Source organism: Archaeoglobus sp. (genome assembly GCF_017656475.1).
GTDB lineage: Archaea > Halobacteriota > Archaeoglobi > Archaeoglobales > Archaeoglobaceae > Archaeoglobus.
Window position 1 is genome coordinate 13,342 of the sequence record NZ_JACDNT010000004.1, and the last position, 14,410, is coordinate 27,751.

The 14,410-nt window shown below is 46.6% G+C and carries 21 protein-coding genes; 13 read left to right on the top strand and 8 right to left on the bottom strand.

The window, feature by feature from the left end:
* Positions 1-26 precede the first annotated feature (26 nt).
* The 3 genes from H0Z19_RS01745 to H0Z19_RS01755 are packed head-to-tail and all read left to right on the top strand — an operon-like array spanning position 27 to position 2,010.
* Positions 27-437: a translation initiation factor IF-2 subunit beta gene (locus H0Z19_RS01745; RefSeq protein ID WP_290723204.1), complete on the top strand. Its 411-nt coding sequence runs from the start codon at positions 27-29 to the stop codon at positions 435-437.
* Between the two features lie 8 nt (positions 438-445).
* Positions 446-730: a DUF424 domain-containing protein gene (locus H0Z19_RS01750; protein WP_365892225.1), complete on the top strand. Its 285-nt coding sequence runs from the start codon at positions 446-448 to the stop codon at positions 728-730.
* A complete protein-coding gene (locus tag H0Z19_RS01755) occupies positions 727-2,010 on the top strand; it encodes an RsmB/NOP family class I SAM-dependent RNA methyltransferase (protein ID WP_290723209.1) in 1,284 nt (427 codons plus the stop codon). The genes H0Z19_RS01750 and H0Z19_RS01755 overlap by 4 nt, the downstream gene beginning before the upstream one ends.
* Here H0Z19_RS01755 and cobS read toward each other — a convergent pair.
* From cobS to H0Z19_RS01770, 3 genes are read right to left on the bottom strand one after another with little or no spacing between them, the layout of a single operon-like run.
* Positions 1,990-2,682, bottom strand: a complete 693-nt coding sequence (gene cobS / locus H0Z19_RS01760; RefSeq protein ID WP_290723211.1) for an adenosylcobinamide-GDP ribazoletransferase — start codon at positions 2,680-2,682, stop codon at positions 1,990-1,992. The genes H0Z19_RS01755 and cobS overlap by 21 nt on opposite strands.
* Positions 2,675-3,334: a protein-L-isoaspartate O-methyltransferase gene (locus tag H0Z19_RS01765; protein WP_290723214.1), complete on the bottom strand. Its 660-nt coding sequence runs from the start codon at positions 3,332-3,334 to the stop codon at positions 2,675-2,677. Before H0Z19_RS01765 ends, cobS begins: the two co-directional genes overlap by 8 nt.
* Complete coding sequence (locus tag H0Z19_RS01770) at positions 3,292-3,834, bottom strand: TIGR00454 family protein (protein ID WP_290723216.1); 543 nt, start codon at positions 3,832-3,834, stop codon at positions 3,292-3,294. The genes H0Z19_RS01765 and H0Z19_RS01770 overlap by 43 nt, the downstream gene beginning before the upstream one ends.
* 52 nt (positions 3,835-3,886) lie before the next feature.
* On the opposite strand from H0Z19_RS01770, the gene H0Z19_RS01775 reads away from it, so the two are divergent.
* The 7 genes from H0Z19_RS01775 (at position 3,887) to H0Z19_RS01805 (ending at position 8,741) form a co-directional block, all read left to right on the top strand.
* Positions 3,887-4,522 carry a 30S ribosomal protein S3ae gene (locus H0Z19_RS01775; protein WP_290723218.1) on the top strand — a complete coding sequence of 212 codons (636 nt, stop codon included), beginning with the start codon at positions 3,887-3,889 and terminating at the stop codon, positions 4,520-4,522.
* Positions 4,523-4,539: 17 nt separating this feature from the next.
* Entirely contained in the window at positions 4,540-5,124 is a 585-nt protein-coding gene (locus H0Z19_RS01780) for a 50S ribosomal protein L15e (RefSeq protein WP_290723219.1), read from the top strand.
* Positions 5,121-5,558, top strand: a complete 438-nt coding sequence (locus tag H0Z19_RS01785; protein WP_290723220.1) for an RNA-binding domain-containing protein — start codon at positions 5,121-5,123, stop codon at positions 5,556-5,558. Before H0Z19_RS01780 ends, H0Z19_RS01785 begins: the two co-directional genes overlap by 4 nt.
* Entirely contained in the window at positions 5,543-6,145 is a 603-nt protein-coding gene (locus H0Z19_RS01790) for an RNase P subunit p30 family protein (protein WP_290723221.1), read from the top strand. The genes H0Z19_RS01785 and H0Z19_RS01790 overlap by 16 nt, the downstream gene beginning before the upstream one ends.
* A 66-nt stretch (positions 6,146-6,211) precedes the next feature.
* Positions 6,212-7,768, top strand: coding sequence for a tetraether lipid synthase Tes (gene tes, locus H0Z19_RS01795; RefSeq protein WP_290723223.1), 1,557 nt, complete (start codon positions 6,212-6,214; stop codon positions 7,766-7,768).
* Positions 7,765-8,289, top strand: coding sequence for a nicotinamide-nucleotide adenylyltransferase (locus H0Z19_RS01800; RefSeq protein ID WP_290723224.1), 525 nt, complete (start codon positions 7,765-7,767; stop codon positions 8,287-8,289). Before tes ends, H0Z19_RS01800 begins: the two co-directional genes overlap by 4 nt.
* Positions 8,289-8,741 carry a methylated-DNA--[protein]-cysteine S-methyltransferase gene (locus H0Z19_RS01805; protein WP_290723225.1) on the top strand — a complete coding sequence of 151 codons (453 nt, stop codon included), beginning with the start codon at positions 8,289-8,291 and terminating at the stop codon, positions 8,739-8,741. The genes H0Z19_RS01800 and H0Z19_RS01805 overlap by 1 nt, the downstream gene beginning before the upstream one ends.
* Here H0Z19_RS01805 and H0Z19_RS01810 read toward each other — a convergent pair.
* The 4 genes from H0Z19_RS01810 to H0Z19_RS01825 form a co-directional block, all read right to left on the bottom strand.
* Positions 8,719-9,174 carry a MaoC/PaaZ C-terminal domain-containing protein gene (locus H0Z19_RS01810; protein WP_290723226.1) on the bottom strand — a complete coding sequence of 152 codons (456 nt, stop codon included), beginning with the start codon at positions 9,172-9,174 and terminating at the stop codon, positions 8,719-8,721. The genes H0Z19_RS01805 and H0Z19_RS01810 overlap by 23 nt on opposite strands.
* A gap of 44 nt (positions 9,175-9,218) precedes the next feature.
* Positions 9,219-9,704 carry a rubrerythrin family protein gene (locus H0Z19_RS01815; RefSeq protein WP_290723228.1) on the bottom strand — a complete coding sequence of 162 codons (486 nt, stop codon included), beginning with the start codon at positions 9,702-9,704 and terminating at the stop codon, positions 9,219-9,221.
* Positions 9,705-9,713: 9 nt separating this feature from the next.
* Positions 9,714-9,896, bottom strand: a complete 183-nt coding sequence (locus tag H0Z19_RS01820) for a MarR family transcriptional regulator (RefSeq protein ID WP_290723230.1) — start codon at positions 9,894-9,896, stop codon at positions 9,714-9,716.
* Between the two features lie 84 nt (positions 9,897-9,980).
* Positions 9,981-10,772, bottom strand: a complete 792-nt coding sequence (locus H0Z19_RS01825) for an MEMO1 family protein (RefSeq protein WP_365892200.1) — start codon at positions 10,770-10,772, stop codon at positions 9,981-9,983.
* A 69-nt stretch (positions 10,773-10,841) separates the two neighbouring features.
* Here H0Z19_RS01825 and H0Z19_RS01830 point away from each other — a divergent pair, with 69 nt between their 5' ends.
* Genes H0Z19_RS01830 through H0Z19_RS01840 form a run of 3 tightly spaced genes read left to right on the top strand, consistent with a single transcriptional unit; the run spans position 10,842 to position 13,670 of the window.
* The gene (locus H0Z19_RS01830) at positions 10,842-12,092 is read left to right on the top strand and encodes a homoaconitate hydratase family protein (RefSeq protein WP_290723233.1); all 1,251 of its coding nucleotides are present in this window, start codon (positions 10,842-10,844) and stop codon (positions 12,090-12,092) included.
* Complete coding sequence (locus tag H0Z19_RS01835; protein WP_290723234.1) at positions 12,089-12,454, top strand: Mov34/MPN/PAD-1 family protein; 366 nt, start codon at positions 12,089-12,091, stop codon at positions 12,452-12,454. The genes H0Z19_RS01830 and H0Z19_RS01835 overlap by 4 nt, the downstream gene beginning before the upstream one ends.
* Positions 12,455-12,482: 28 nt before the next feature.
* The gene (locus H0Z19_RS01840; protein WP_290723237.1) at positions 12,483-13,670 is read left to right on the top strand and encodes a potassium channel family protein; all 1,188 of its coding nucleotides are present in this window, start codon (positions 12,483-12,485) and stop codon (positions 13,668-13,670) included.
* Here the strand turns inward: H0Z19_RS01840 and H0Z19_RS01845 are convergent.
* Complete coding sequence (locus tag H0Z19_RS01845; protein ID WP_290723238.1) at positions 13,648-14,355, bottom strand: (5-formylfuran-3-yl)methyl phosphate synthase; 708 nt, start codon at positions 14,353-14,355, stop codon at positions 13,648-13,650. The genes H0Z19_RS01840 and H0Z19_RS01845 overlap by 23 nt on opposite strands.
* Between the last annotated feature and the right edge of the window lie 55 nt (positions 14,356-14,410).

Genomic DNA, 14,410 nt, shown 5'->3' on the forward strand with positions numbered 1-14,410 from the left:
TTATCCAAAGCCACGTAGTAAGGACGATGAAGAGTTACGAGGAACTCCTTGAAAGAGCTTTTGAAAAGCTTGCTGATAAGGAAGTTAGCAGGAGGGAGAGGTTCGAAATACCGAAGGTCAGCATTCAAAGAGAAGGAGCCAGAACGATACTGAAGAATTTTTCACAGATTGCCAAAACGCTCAACAGGAGTGAGGATCACCTCTACAAGTACATCGTCAAGTCACTCGGTACAGCGGGCTTCATCGACAATGGAAGGCTTATTCTCCAGGGTAAGTTCACGGAAAGCGAACTGCAGAAGGAGGTTGACGACTATGTAAAGCTTTATGTCCTTTGCAAAGAGTGCAACTCTCCTGATACAGAGTTCGTGAAGGAAGAGAGAGTGCTCATGCTCCGCTGCCTTGCTTGCGGGGCAAAGCACCCGGTGAGAAACATCTGATGTTCAGAATGCGAGTTTACAGGGTAAAAGGGGAAGTGCTCGTTGCCGTCTGCGACTCAGATATAGTCGGCAGAACCTTCAGAGAGGGAGAGCTTAAACTGGAGGTAAAGGAGAGCTTCTACGGAGAGGAGGAAGTCGGAGAGGAGGAAGTAAAGAGGGCTTTGAGAAATGCGACGATTGCAAACATTACTGGTAGCAAGGCCGTCAGTCTTGCCGTGAGGATTGGTATTATTGACAAAAACAGGATTCTTTACATTGAAGGATGCCCGCACGCTCAGATGGTAGTAATTTGATTCCCACACAGGAGATAGCGGCAAAGGTTCTGGCGGAGGTCGAGAGAAGCAGAATTTCAGTTAAATCTGCAGTCCAGAAAATTGCCGGGAGATTTGACTACAAGATTAGGGGAAGTGTGCACGCCTACAGCCTCGAAACTCTCAAAAGGCTGAACGCAATAGATTTTTACCTTAAATCAACACTCAAAAACTTCGATAAGCTTGACCTCTTCACAAAAAACCTGCTCAGGATTGCAGTTTACGAGATGAAATACAAAGGCGTCCATCCTGCACTGGCAACGGATTCTGCTGTGAGAATTGCGAGGAAGAAGGGAAAAGCACCCCTCGTGAATGCTGTCCTTAGAAATGTGGAGAAACTCGAAATCTCTCCCGGAAACAGATTAAAAGAAATTTCTCTCAAATACTTTCACCCTGAGTGGTTTGTAAAATATTCCATCGAGCTTCTGGGTGAGGATGATGCGTTAAGGCTGATGGAAGCCAACCTGAAGAACCCTCAGGTTTACGTGAGAGTGAACGAGCTTAAAAGCTCTATTGAGGCTGTGAGAAGATATCTGGAAGATAACGGAGTCGTGCTTGAGGAAACCTTTCTTGAGGAGGTTTTTCGCGTCAAAAGTTACGATAAACACCCCGCATCACTTGAGTGGCACTCAAAAGGCAAATACGTCATACAGGATCTCGCTTCATGCTTCGTCTCTAAAGCCCTCAACCCGTCTCCTGGCGAGGTAGTTCTTGACCTTGCCGCAGCACCGGGAATGAAGACAGCCCACATGGCGATGCTCATGCAGAACGAGGGGAAAATCGTGGCCATTGACAACTCTCCGGAGAGGGTTAGAAGGATGAAGAGCAAATTGAAGCAGCTTGGCGTTAAAATTGCGGAGGTGAAACTTGGAGACGGATGCAAGTTTGAGTATGATGCTGACAAAGCTCTCGTAGATGCTCCGTGCTCATCTACGGGCAACTACGCATCCCAGCCAAATGTGAAGTGGACGTTCGACGAGCGAAAGTTCAAATCCACTTTAAAAGTTCAGAGAAAAATGATTGAGAATGCTTTGAAAAACGCTCAGGAAGTCGTTTACGCAACATGCTCGATAACCTTTGAGGAAAATGAAGGAAACCTGCTGAAAATCGGAGCTAAAGTCCTGCCCTTGCCTTCGCCTTTCGGCAGGGGGACTAGGGAGTTTAAGGGCATGGAGTTCAGAGACTGGGACAAGGTTGTCAGAAGCTTTCCGCATCTGCACAATACAGCGGGATTCTTCATCTCAAAACTGACAGATTTGTAAAACTGCCAGAGATGCGACAAAAGCTAGACAGTTTGCCGAGCCTATCACGTCTCCATTTATCCCTCCAAAATGCTTTTCGGAGTATTTCTTCAGAAAGACGACTGCTACAAGTGCAAAAGCCACTGCAACAGCAGACTTAGCACCAATTTTGTAGCAAACCAGCACTACCGGCAACGCTCCAAACAAAACATCTCTGAAAGAAATCTTCTCCATAAAATACGACGCCATCCCCTCCCAGCTTGGCCTTGATGTAAACATCAGAAGTAGCATCGAGTATTTGGCCAATACCTGCGAGAGAAGAATTTCCCAGAGTCCGGATTGCGAGAGTAGGCTGTAGAGCATTACAAAGTAAATCACCACAACTGCAACACCGCCTGTTCCTGTGTTGAGGTCTTTAATTGCATCCCTCTTTTTGCCTTCAGGAGCAAAAAGCGCGTCTCCAAAATCTGCCAGCCCGTCAACGTGATTTATCCCCTCAACTGCCAAATAGAGCACAACAGCCAGAAACCTCACATCCATAAAGTCCTTGATTAGATAGGGAATTGAGACTACTAAGGAAATCAGAACAGCTGTGTAGGGAAAAAGCCATAGGTTCTTTCTCAGTTCTTCAATATTTCCACCTAAGGGGATTGTTGTGAGAAAGGAAATCGACGCTCTGATGGCTTCAATCATACCTTACACTTTTGAATCCATACTCACCTCTCAGCGGCACAAATCTGACAGACCCCCAATTTCTCTTTTTCACATTGCCTTCTTCGTCCTTCTCGACGATAACGAGCCACTGTACGGAATTACCGATAGGAATAACCATCTTCCCTCCAGGCTTCAGCTGATCCACAAGCGGCTTGGGTATGTCGGGGGCTGCTGCGGTTACATAGATTTTATCGTAAGGAGCTTCCTTTTCGTACCCCTTACTCCCGTCTCCAACTATAACCTCTACATTTTCGTATCCAAGAGCCTTTAGAATCGTTCTTGCCCTCTCAGCCAGCTCCGGGATGTATTCGATGGAGATCACCTTTCTCTTCTTCCCGACAATTTCCGCCACAACTGCAGCGTGATATCCGCATCCTGTGCCGACCTCGAGAACTTTGTCTCCTTCCTTTAAATCCAGAAGCTCGCACATTATCGCCACCATGTGCGGCGCGCTTATAGTCTGGCCGTAGCCTATGGGGAGTGGAGTATCCACGTAGGCCTCTTCCTTGTACCTTTCTGGGACGAAAAGGTGTCGGGGAACCTTCTTTATTGCCTCGTAAACTTTCTTGCTTAAATTAAGCTCGTACCTCAACCTTTCTGCAAGCCTTTCCCTTTTCTCATCGTAGTCCATAACCTCTCAGCCCTCTTAACATCGTCAATTGTGTTTACGTTCACAATACTGTCTTTCTCGATACTATATATCTCTTCTTCCTGCCAACCACTAAAAAGCGGGTCTATAATGTTCACACCCACCGGCTCATCCTCCATAACCACTGTAAGAGCAGGTTTTACCGTTTTCATATATACCTCAACAATTTCAAAGGCAAGGTCTTTGATGTAAACTATGTCTGCTGAGGCAACTACAACCGGCTCGTCGATAGAAAGCTCATCGCATGCTTCACTGTAATCCTCGATGTAACCTCTTCCCGCCGACCTGTAAATTTCCACACCCCTCTCTGCAAGATACTTTTCCGTCTCCGGTGTGTATGGAGATGTTACGCCAATAACGTCAAAGTCCTTGTACTGCAGTAAGGAGTGGTCGACGAGCTTCATTCCGCAAACCTCAAACAGAGGCTTTTCTCCCCTCCCAAGTCTCGTTCCCTTTCCTCCACACATCAGGAGAGTTAGCATGAACTATCGTCTCCAAAAGTTTTATTAATTGTCCCCTCGAAAGGCTGAAAGCATGGCGAGAAAGAGAAGAGCTGCAAGAGTTAAGGATAAATGGACGATGAAAAAGTGGTTCACGCTCATTGCTCCTGAGTACTTTGGAATGGTAGAGCTCGGAGAGACTCCCGCAGATGATGCGAGCAAGGTCATTGGTAGAACGGTTGAAACAACGCTGGCTGAGCTCACAAACGACTATTCGAACCAGAACACCTACAAGAAGCTCATCTTCAAGGTTTACAGGGTTGCTGGAGATAACGCTTACACCAAGTTCTGGAGGTTCGAGCTGACGAGAGAGTACCTCAACAGCCTCACCAGAAGGAGGACGAGCAAGATTGAGGACATTGTTGATGTAACTACTGCCGACGGCTACAAGCTGAGAGTTAAATCTGTAGTTTTCACGGTCAGAAGATGCAAGACGAGCCAGAAGAGGGCAATAAGGGCCATAATGAGGCAGATTGTGGTCGAGAAGGCAAGCTCGCTTAACTTCGTCCAGTTCATACAGGAGTGCGTCTTGGGCAAGGTGCCGGCTGAGATTTACAAGAACGCAAAGAAAATCTACCCTATCAGGAGGGTGGAGATAAGGAAAATCGAACTCCTTGCAGAGCCTGCTGAAACTGAAACTCAGCCTGCTGTTGTTGAAGCAGTTGCTTAAGTTGCGTGGTGGTGAAGATGAAGTCGATGTATGCTTACATCAGGGAAGCCTGGAAGAAACCTTACGAGGGCTACGTTGGAGAGCTGATGTGGCACAGATTGCAGAAGTGGAGAAGGGAGCCAGCAGTAGTGAGAATTCCACGCCCAACGAGGCTTGACAGGGCGAGGGCATTGGGTTATAAGGCCAAAAAGGGAATAATCGTTGTAAGGGTTAGGATAAGGAGAGGCGGAAGGAGAGCGACAAGACCAAACAAGGGTAGAAAGAGCAAGGGGCTGATGGTTAACAGGAGAACACCGAAGAAGAACCTGCAGTGGATTGCAGAGGAGAGGGCGAACAGGAAGTATCCGAACATGGAGGTTCTGAACTCCTACTGGGTTGGCGAAGATGGAAGATATAAGTGGTTCGAGGTCATTCTGGTCGACAGAGACCATCCTGCCATTAAGACCGACAGCCAGCTTTCGTGGGTGAGCAGGAAGAGAGGAAGGGTTTACCGCGGCTTAACTTCGGCAGGAAGGAAGGCAAGAGGGTTAAGAAGGAAGGGCAGAGGGGCAGAGAAGGTAAGACCAAGCCTCAGAGCCAACTTCAGGAAGAAGCGCAGATGAAAGGAAAGATTGAGTGGATTAGAGTATCTGCAGTCGTCCACTCAACCGAAGATAGAGAAAAAGTCGGCGAAGCAATTTCAACTCTTTTTCCTTTTGAATTTGAGATTGCTGTAAGCAAGGCCAAAGGCCATTATGGAAACCCAATGGAGTATCTTGAAGTTGAGCTGACAAAAAGCTCCGAAATAAAGAAATTTTGGGCCTACTTCCTTGAGCTTCTCGGAGAGCAGGTTGATGAGATTTTGAAAACAATTGACGAAAAAATAGATGACCAGAACGTTCTTCACATAAGAATCGACAAGCAGAAAGCATACCTCGGGGAGGTTGAGCTGACGAGCGGGGGAGATCCAATTGCTGTTAAGCTAAGACTGGTAACGTTCCCCTCAAAGCGGGAAAAGATAATAGAATTTGCCAAGGAGCTATGTACGACTTCCTGAGGTTTCTCCCAGAAAACCTGTCCGACCTGGGCTTTAAGAGCTACGTTTTCATGCTTGAAAAGCCTGGAGGTTGTGGAATTGTCATAAAAGCAGACTCTCCGCGAGAGCTTAGAAAGAAGCTACGGAACGTAAAAAGGAGAGCCATTGTTGGTGTTGTTGGGAAGGAAGCGGTTTGCAGGGAAGCCGTGATGAGGAGAAGGGTTGACGTCATTCTAGACTGGGAAGACAGGGAGCTGGATTATGCAACGCTTAAGCTTGCAGCTGAGAAAGATGTGGCGATTGAGCTTGGACTTTCAAAATTTCTCAGAACTGAGGGTTATAAAAGAATGCATCTTTTCGAAAAGCTTAGAAAGGAGATTATGGTCATCAAAAAGTTTGACGTCCCATTCATCGTTACAACGGCTGCAGAAAACCAGTGGGAGCTGAGAACTAGAAAGCAGGTTGAGAACTTCTTTAAATTCTTTGATGCTGAAATATCAAAGGCGAGACACTATGCTGAAAGGCTGGTGAGAAGGTATTTTGACGATAGGTACATTATGGATGGATTTGAGATTGAATCTTTTTCTAATTCAGTGGATATTAACTGAGGGAGGGGATTAAAGCTCAATCCCCAATAGAAAACTTGATAAACTCTTGAAGCAGTTTTAATCATAATGCAGCATATTGAATCTGAATTAAAGGGTATTAGGCTTCCCTACAAAACAAAATCCCTCTGTCCTGAGTGCCTGAAAATTCTGGAAGCGGAAGTTTACGAAGAAAACGGAAAAGTCATGATCAAAAAGGTTTGCGATGAACACGGAGAGTTTGTTGACGTTTACTGGGGAGATGCCGAAATGTTCAAGAAAGCCGCAAGATTTGCTGCTGACGGTCATGGAATCTCTAACCCGATTACTCAAAACACCACATGCCCCTTCAGCTGCGGGCTGTGCAACAACCACAAGAGCCACACGGCCTTGCTAAACATCGTTTTGACCAATCGCTGTGATTTGGCATGCTGGTACTGCTTCTTCTATGCCAAAAGAGCAGGATACGTTTACGAGCCAACTTTGGAGCAGATAAGGGAAATGGTGAGAAAAGCCAAGAATTTGAAACCCATTGGCTGCAATGCTGTTCAGCTCACAGGTGGTGAGCCTACACTGAGGGACGACCTGATAGACATTATCAGAATGATAAAAGAGGAGGGCTACGACCACATCCAGCTGAACACGAACGGAATAAGGCTTGCCGAGGACAAGGATTTTGCTCTAAGAGTCAGAGTAGCAGGTGTTAACACCGTTTATCTCTCCTTCGACGGTGTTGATGAGAAAACGAATCCCAAAAATCACCACGAAGTTCCGAAAATTCTGGAGAACTGCAGAAGAGCTCAGCTCGGTCTAGTTTTGGTTCCAACGGTGATAAAAGGTGTGAACGACCACCAGCTTGGAGACATAATACGCTTTGCTGCAGACAACATCGACATTGTCAGAGGCGTGAACTTCCAGCCGGTTAGCTTGGTGGGCAGCATGCCGAGAAAGGAGAGGGAGCAGTTCCGCATTACAATCCCCGACTGCATAAAGGCTATAGAGGATCAGACCGGAGGGGAGATCAGCAGGGACGACTTTTACCCAGTTCCGAGTGTTGTGCCCATTTCAAGGTTTGTTGAGGCTTTGACAGGCCAGCCGCAGTATGAACTCACAACACACTTTGCCTGTGGTATGGCAACCTACATCTTCAAAGATAACGGCAAGCTCATCCCGATAACGAGGTTCGTTGACGTGGAGGGGCTTTTTGAGTTTTTAACTGAGAAGGCAGAGGAAATTACCAAAAGCAGGATGAAGACCATAAGAGCAATTAAGGACATCCTTGACCTCAGAAAGTTTGTTGATTCGTCGAAAGCACCCAAGGGGTTCAACATCGCCAGAATTCTTTATGATGTGCTGGTTAAGCATGATTACTCCACTCTTGGTGAGTTTCACCTGAAATCCCTTTTCATCGGAATGATGCACTTCCAGGACTTGTACAACTACGACATTGCGAGAGTTGAGAGGTGTGAAATACACTACGGTAGTCCAGATGGTAGAATCATCCCATTCTGCACCTTCAACGTCATTCCGGAAAGATACAGAGATGCTATACACGAAAAGTACGGAATCCCCATTGAGGAGTGGGAGAGGAGGACGGGAAGAAAACTTAAGGATGACATAAAGAGGGCAGTGCGGAGACCGAGATGAGGGCGTTTTTCGTAGGAAGATTTCAGCCGTACCACCTCGGACACCACGAAGTAGTCAGAAATGTCCTTAAGAAAGTTGATGAGCTTATAATAGCTATAGGCAGTGCACAGGAGAGCCACTCACTCGAAAACCCGTTCACAGCAGGAGAGAGAGTTCTGATGATAGACAGGGCTGTTGAGGAGATAAAGAGAGAAATGAGGATTGACAAGAAGGTTTACATCATTCCCCTCGAAGACATCTACAGAAACAGCCTCTGGGTTGCACATGTTTGCTCCATGGTTCCACCATTCGACGTTGTTTACACAAACAATCCCCTCGTTTACCGGCTTTTCAAGGAAGCTGGCTTCAATGTTATGCACACCAAAATGTACAACCGGAACGAGTACCACGGCACTGAAATCAGGAGGAAGATGCTTGAAGGAGAGGACTGGGAGAAGTATGTTCCCAAGTCTGTAGCGGAGATAATAAAGGAGATAAAGGGGATAGAGAGGTTGAGGGACATCTCCGGCAGGGACTTCTGATGTTCTCGGTCAGGTGGGGGGAACTTTACTTCAATGTTGTTTTTGAGGGAGGGAAGGCTGTTAAATCATACTTCTCAACCTCGCCCTCCTTTCCCTTCTCCGACTGCAAGTATTCAAAGCAACTCCAAAGGTATTTTTCGGGAGAAAAGGTTGAAGTCAGAATTCCTTACAGGCTTAATGTTAGTGAATTCACCAAACGTGTGCTTGAAGAAGTGAGCAAAATTCCCTACGGTAAAACAAAGACTTATTCGGAGATCGCCAGAATTCTCAAAACCTCACCCAGAGCAGTAGGACAGGCGGTTAAGAGAAACCCTTTACCCGTCATTATTCCATGCCATAGAGTTGTGGGCAAAAGCTGGATTGGAGGCTATACCATACCACATGCCTTAAGCCAAAAAATTGACGGGAAAAGCCTGAAGGAAAAGCTGCTCAGGCTTGAGAGTGTTTTTTGAGCACTGCGACCCTTGAGGTGTACGTAATAACAGTTTCTCCTCTCTGATTCACGCCCTTAATGTCGTACGCAACCACTCCGTAAGGTTTACCCTCTTTTTCCTCCTTTCCGATAACTTCGAGAACAGCCTTTATGGTATCTCCTATGAAAACGGGTTTGGTAAAGCGCAGCTTATCAATCCCGTAGAACGCAACTATCGTCCTCTCCGTCAGACCCAGCCTCACGAGAAGTCCCGCAACAACTGACAAAGTCAAAAGGCCGTGAGCAATCCTCTGTCCAAAAATCGTCTTTTTGGCAAATTCTGCATCCGTATGGATTGGGTTCCAGTCCCCAGTTAAGGCGGCGAACATCACAATGTCTGCTTCAGTTATAGTCCTCGCCGAACTCTCCACCTTCATACCAACTTCAAAGTCCTCAAAATACAGGTTCTTCATGCAGATAATTGGTAAAAAATTATTAAAAATTTTCCTTCAATAAATCAAAACTCAACAAACTTTTCCTTTAGAGTGTTGCACAGCGGACATCTGTCCGGAGCTTCTCCCTCCATTGCATATCTGCAAACAGGACAGATGTAGATTTTGCCCTTAAAATCTTCTCCACTTTCAATCAGTTTCCTGAACAACTCGGCATGAACTTTTTCAGTTTCAAGTGCCCACCTAATGCTGTTCATCGCCCTCTTGTTTCCCTCCTTCTCAGCTTCCTCATAGAACTTAGGGTACATTTCCTCGATCTCGTATGTCTCCCCCTTATAAGCTGTTTCAAGATTTTTCTTAACATCGTTAACATTTTCAAGGACTTTTAGGTGGTTCTTTGCATGAACGAATTCTGAAAATGATGCAGCTTCAAAAACTCTTGCGATTCCGTCTAGCCCCTTCCTTCTCGCTATTTCGGCATAAATCTTGTATCTGATCATTGCCTGACTTTCTCCGGCGTAAGCATTCCTCAAATTCTCCTCTGTTCCCATGGAACCACCTCACTCCTTCAGAGCGTAATAACATCTCTTAGGAGAATGCACGAGCCCCTCGTTCCTCAATTCCTTTATTATCTTGGACACTTCCTTGCTGTCCAGTCCCGTTTCCTTTGCGATATCCCCTGGCCTTACCGGCTTTCCCGCCTTTTTCATCGCTTCCAGTACAAGCTGTTTGGCATCGCTCATAAGGTTAAATATTCTTCCTAACACTTAAGGTTTTGGTTCGATATTCGAAAAAAAATTTTGATGGCTTGAAAAGTAACAACTTAATCAAACCCTAAAAACTATTCCCGCGTACCCCACAACCTGGCTTCTATCTCCAACATCCCCGCTTGTCGAGTAGTCAACAAGCTCCGCCCTCGCCCCCTTTGCCTTTGAGTAGTACATCGCAACAGCTATGCAGCCGTAACCGCATACACTTGCCTGTAGCTTGTAAATCGTTTCGTAGTATCTTTTCACGTCCATTGAGAGGATAGCATCGATGACTATGCTGTCAAGTCTTCTGCACTCTTCATCGGGCAGGTAGTGGTGCATGTCTGAAGAGGCTATCACAACAATCCTTCTTCCGGTATCTTCCTCAGCTACGAGAATCTCTTCTACCACTTCTCTCGCGGTCTCCTCATCCTGCATTCCGAGACATATCGGGACGATTTTGAAATCGTCGTGCAAGTATTGAAGAAACGGAACCTGAACTTCGAGAGAGTGCTCGTATCTATGGGCTATCTCGTCCGCTGCAACTATTGTTTTAGGCATTGCATCAACGAATTCCGTATCAACCTCAACCTCACCGAGGGGTGTGAGCCAGGTGTCGGTTGAGACTGCAACAGGTAACCCGTAGCCCGTGTGGTTTGGCCCAACTATGACGAAGGTCTCTGCATCGGGAAGAACGGAGTGAACTCTACCTGCTGTTCTTCCGGAGTAAACGTAACCGGCGTGTGGAGAGACGCATGCTACAACGCTATCATCCTTTGAGGAATAGGTGTACTCTTTAAGCATTGCGAGCAGCGACTCAGGACTTGAAGGGTAAAAACTACCAGCCACTCTGGGATGCCTCATGACCAAATATTCTCATGAAACTCTATAAAGTTTGCTTTCACAGTTAACTTAAAAAGCACCGAATTAACTTGCAGTATGGGCAAAACAATAGCTGAAAAAATACTCAGTGAAAAATCAAAAAGTGATGCTTATGCCGGTGACATTGTTGTTGCAGAAATTGACCAGATAGCTCTGCAGGACGGCACTGCCCCTCTGGCCATAAGGCAGTTGATGGAGCTTGGGGTTGAGATTAAGGCTGCAGACAGAGCGCACTTCTTTGTTGACCACGCCGCCCCCTCGCCAAGAAAAGAGCTTAGCAACGACCAAAAGTTCATCTACGAATTTGCAAAGAAAATTGGTGCGGACTTCAACCCTCCGGGAGAGGGGATAATCCACCAGATAATGGTGGAACGCTATGTCAAGCCAGGAGACCTGGCTGTGGGGGCTGACAGCCACACATGCACTTACGGTGGCATTGGGGCGTTCTCAACGGGAATGGGCTCAACAGATGTGGCGGTTGCCATAGCCCTTGGCAAGAACTGGTTCAGAGTCCCCGAAAGCTTCAGGGTTGAGCTTGACGGTTCTCTGCAAAAAGGAGTTTTTGCCAAAGATGTCATTCTGAAGCTAATAGGTGACCTTGGCGTTGATGGGGCAACCTACAAAGCATTAGAGTTTCATGGAGAGTGTGCTGGCAGAATGAGCGTGGAAGAGAGGCTTACAATCTCCAACATGGCTGTCGAGTGCGGTGCGAAGGCCGGAATTTTCGAGAGCGATAAGAACACGAGAAAATTCCTTGCAGAACTTGGCAGGGAAAGTGACTTCAGAGAGGTTAAGGCCGATGAGGATGCAGAGTATGAGAAGGAGATTTACATGGACGTTTCGTCGCTCGTACCAATGGTGTCTAAGCCTCACAACGTTGACAATGTTGCTGAAGTGGAAGAGGTTGAAGGCACAGAAGTTAACCAGGTTTACATCGGGACATGCACCAACGGCAGACTGTCGGATCTTGAGATTGCCGCAAAAATACTGAAAGGAAGGAAGGCAAAGGAAGGAGTAAGGCTGATCGTTGTTCCTGCAAGCAGGAGAGTTTATCTGCAGGCTCTCGATAAAGGATTGATAAGGACTTTTGTTGAAGCTGGTGGAATTGTTCTCAATCCCGGTTGTGGGCCATGTGTGGGAATTCATCAGGGCGTGCTTGCTGACGGTGAGGTTTGCTTGTCCACACAGAACAGGAACTTTAAAGGCAGGATGGGGAATCCAAACGCAGAAATCTACCTCTCCTCCCCTGCAACCGCTGCTGCAACTGCTGTAAAAGGTTACATTACAGATCCGAGGGATTTCCTGTGAAGATATCAAAAGAATTGCTTAAAACTATACTGGAGGCTGCAAAAAGTGCTCATCCCGAGGAGTTCATAGCACTACTCAGTGGGAGCAAGGATGTGATGGACGAGCTCATTTTTCTTCCATTTGTTTCAGGCTCCGTCTCAGCAGTTATCCACCTCGACATGCTGCCGATCGGCATGAAAGTTTTCGGAACAGTTCACAGCCATCCATCACCAAGCTGCAGACCTTCAGAGGAAGATATGGCCTTATTCACGCGATTTGGGAGGTATCACATCATTGTGTGCTATCCTTACGACGAGAACAGCTGGAAGTGCTACAACAGAAACGGAGAGGAAGTGGAGCTCGAAGTGGTTGAAAAAGATTAATATATGATGAGAAATAAAGAGATTTGAAATGCCTCGTACTGTAAAGGATTTGCTCGTTGAAATTAAAGATACAACCGAGCTGATGGTTGATCTTGCATATTCAGCAATTCTTTACAACAATGAGGACATTGCTGAAGAAGTTCTCGAGCTTGAGGGCAGAGTTCTTGACCTGCTGAAGCAGATCAGAGTCGTTTCAATCCTTGCTGCAAGGAGAGTGGAGGAGGCTGAGAAAGTTTCATCAATTTTGCAGATTGCCAATGCGGGGCAGAAGATAAGCAGCGCCGCTGCCGATATCTCGTCTCTCGTTCTCAGAAACATCAAGCTCTCAGATGAAATGGTAAAGCTGATGCTCTATCACTCCGAAGAAACCGTTGTGAAACTCGAGGTTCCGGAAAACTCTGAAATATCCGGAAAAACTCTCGGAGAGGTAAGGCTTCATACGAGAACTGGAATGAGAGTTATCGCCATCAAGCGCGGTTTTAGCTGGATTTTCAATCCTGATAGAGACACCATGATATACAAAGGGGATTTGCTTTTCGCAAAGGGAGATCCAACAGCCTTGCCGAGATTTTATGAGGTTGTAGCCGGCAAGCAGATACCTCCACCTCCAGAACCTCCCGACATAAAAATAGAGGAGCTTGATAGAGCAGTTGATCTGCTCATCGAGATGAAAAACCTCTCAGAGCTTTCAGTTGACCTCGCTTACTCCTCCCTGATATACGGAAACGACGAAATAGCCCTTGAAGTTGTCTACCTGGAAGAGATTATTGACAACAACAAGTTCGAGATTGAGAAAAACGTGCTTAAATGCAGCCGGCACTTCAATGACGAGCAACTCATGCCCCTCATGGCGATTGTGGAGATAGCTTACTGCTCTGAGCTAATAGCAGATGCCGCCAGAGACATTGCAGAGGTTCTTCTCGACAAAATGGAGATTCCTCCAATATTCAAGGAGGCGATGAGAGAGACTGATGAGGTGTTGACACTCATAACAGTATCTGAAGAATCCCCGCTCAACGGAAGGACTCTCGGAGAGGCGAGAGTTGAGAGCAACACGGGAATGCATGTCATTGCAATCAAAAGAAAGAACGAATGGATAACAAAGCCAACTGCAAACACGAGAATTTTCAGCGGAGACGTTCTTATTGCAAAAGGAACAAGAGAGGGTGAGAGTGAGCTTTTGAAACTCTGCTCTACCCGTGCACCGCTTCCATAAGCTTCACTACAAGCTCTCTTTTTATCATCGAACTTCTGTCACCCTCGCAAACTATCGACCTCACGCCAATTATGTCTGGTGAGAGAGCCTTCAGCATTTCTATGTGGTCCCAGCCTATATTACCAGCGAGCGCAACCATCAGCCCGTTATCTTTTGCCAGGGTTACGAATTTTTTGATGTCGTCAACCTTCATGTGGTCAAACAGAGATGTGCCATCCTTTATTGCGGTGTCGACCATCACTATGTCAGCTCCTGCCTTTGCGACCACTTCCGGCAAGTCGAGAGGTGAGACTGAGGATATTCTGTAGTGATCCCCATAGCCTGCAGCCACAACCTTCTTGGATGGATCGTAATCTTTGACTGCTTTAACGACTCCTGACATCATCTCGTAAGCTTCTTCAGCATTTCTTGCTCCATAAAGACCGACTTTTATGTAGTCAGCCCCCGCAACGGCCGCACCCAGAGCAGCAAGGCTTGCTGTTCCTGGTTTGAATGGCATGTCACCAGTAGTGGCGCTGATTTCCTTGCCATGCTTTTTGGCTATCTCCGAAATCTCCCTGATTACCCACGGAAAGTTGGCACCGAGAGAACCTTCAGCGGGATTCTTTACATCGATGATGTCAGCCCCTCCCTCAATTGCCTCCAGCGCTTCCGCAACACTCATGGGGCTCACAAGTACCTTCATAAAAGGTCGGACTGTAAGGTGGTATATATGCCTTTTGAAAGAGATTTAAACATTC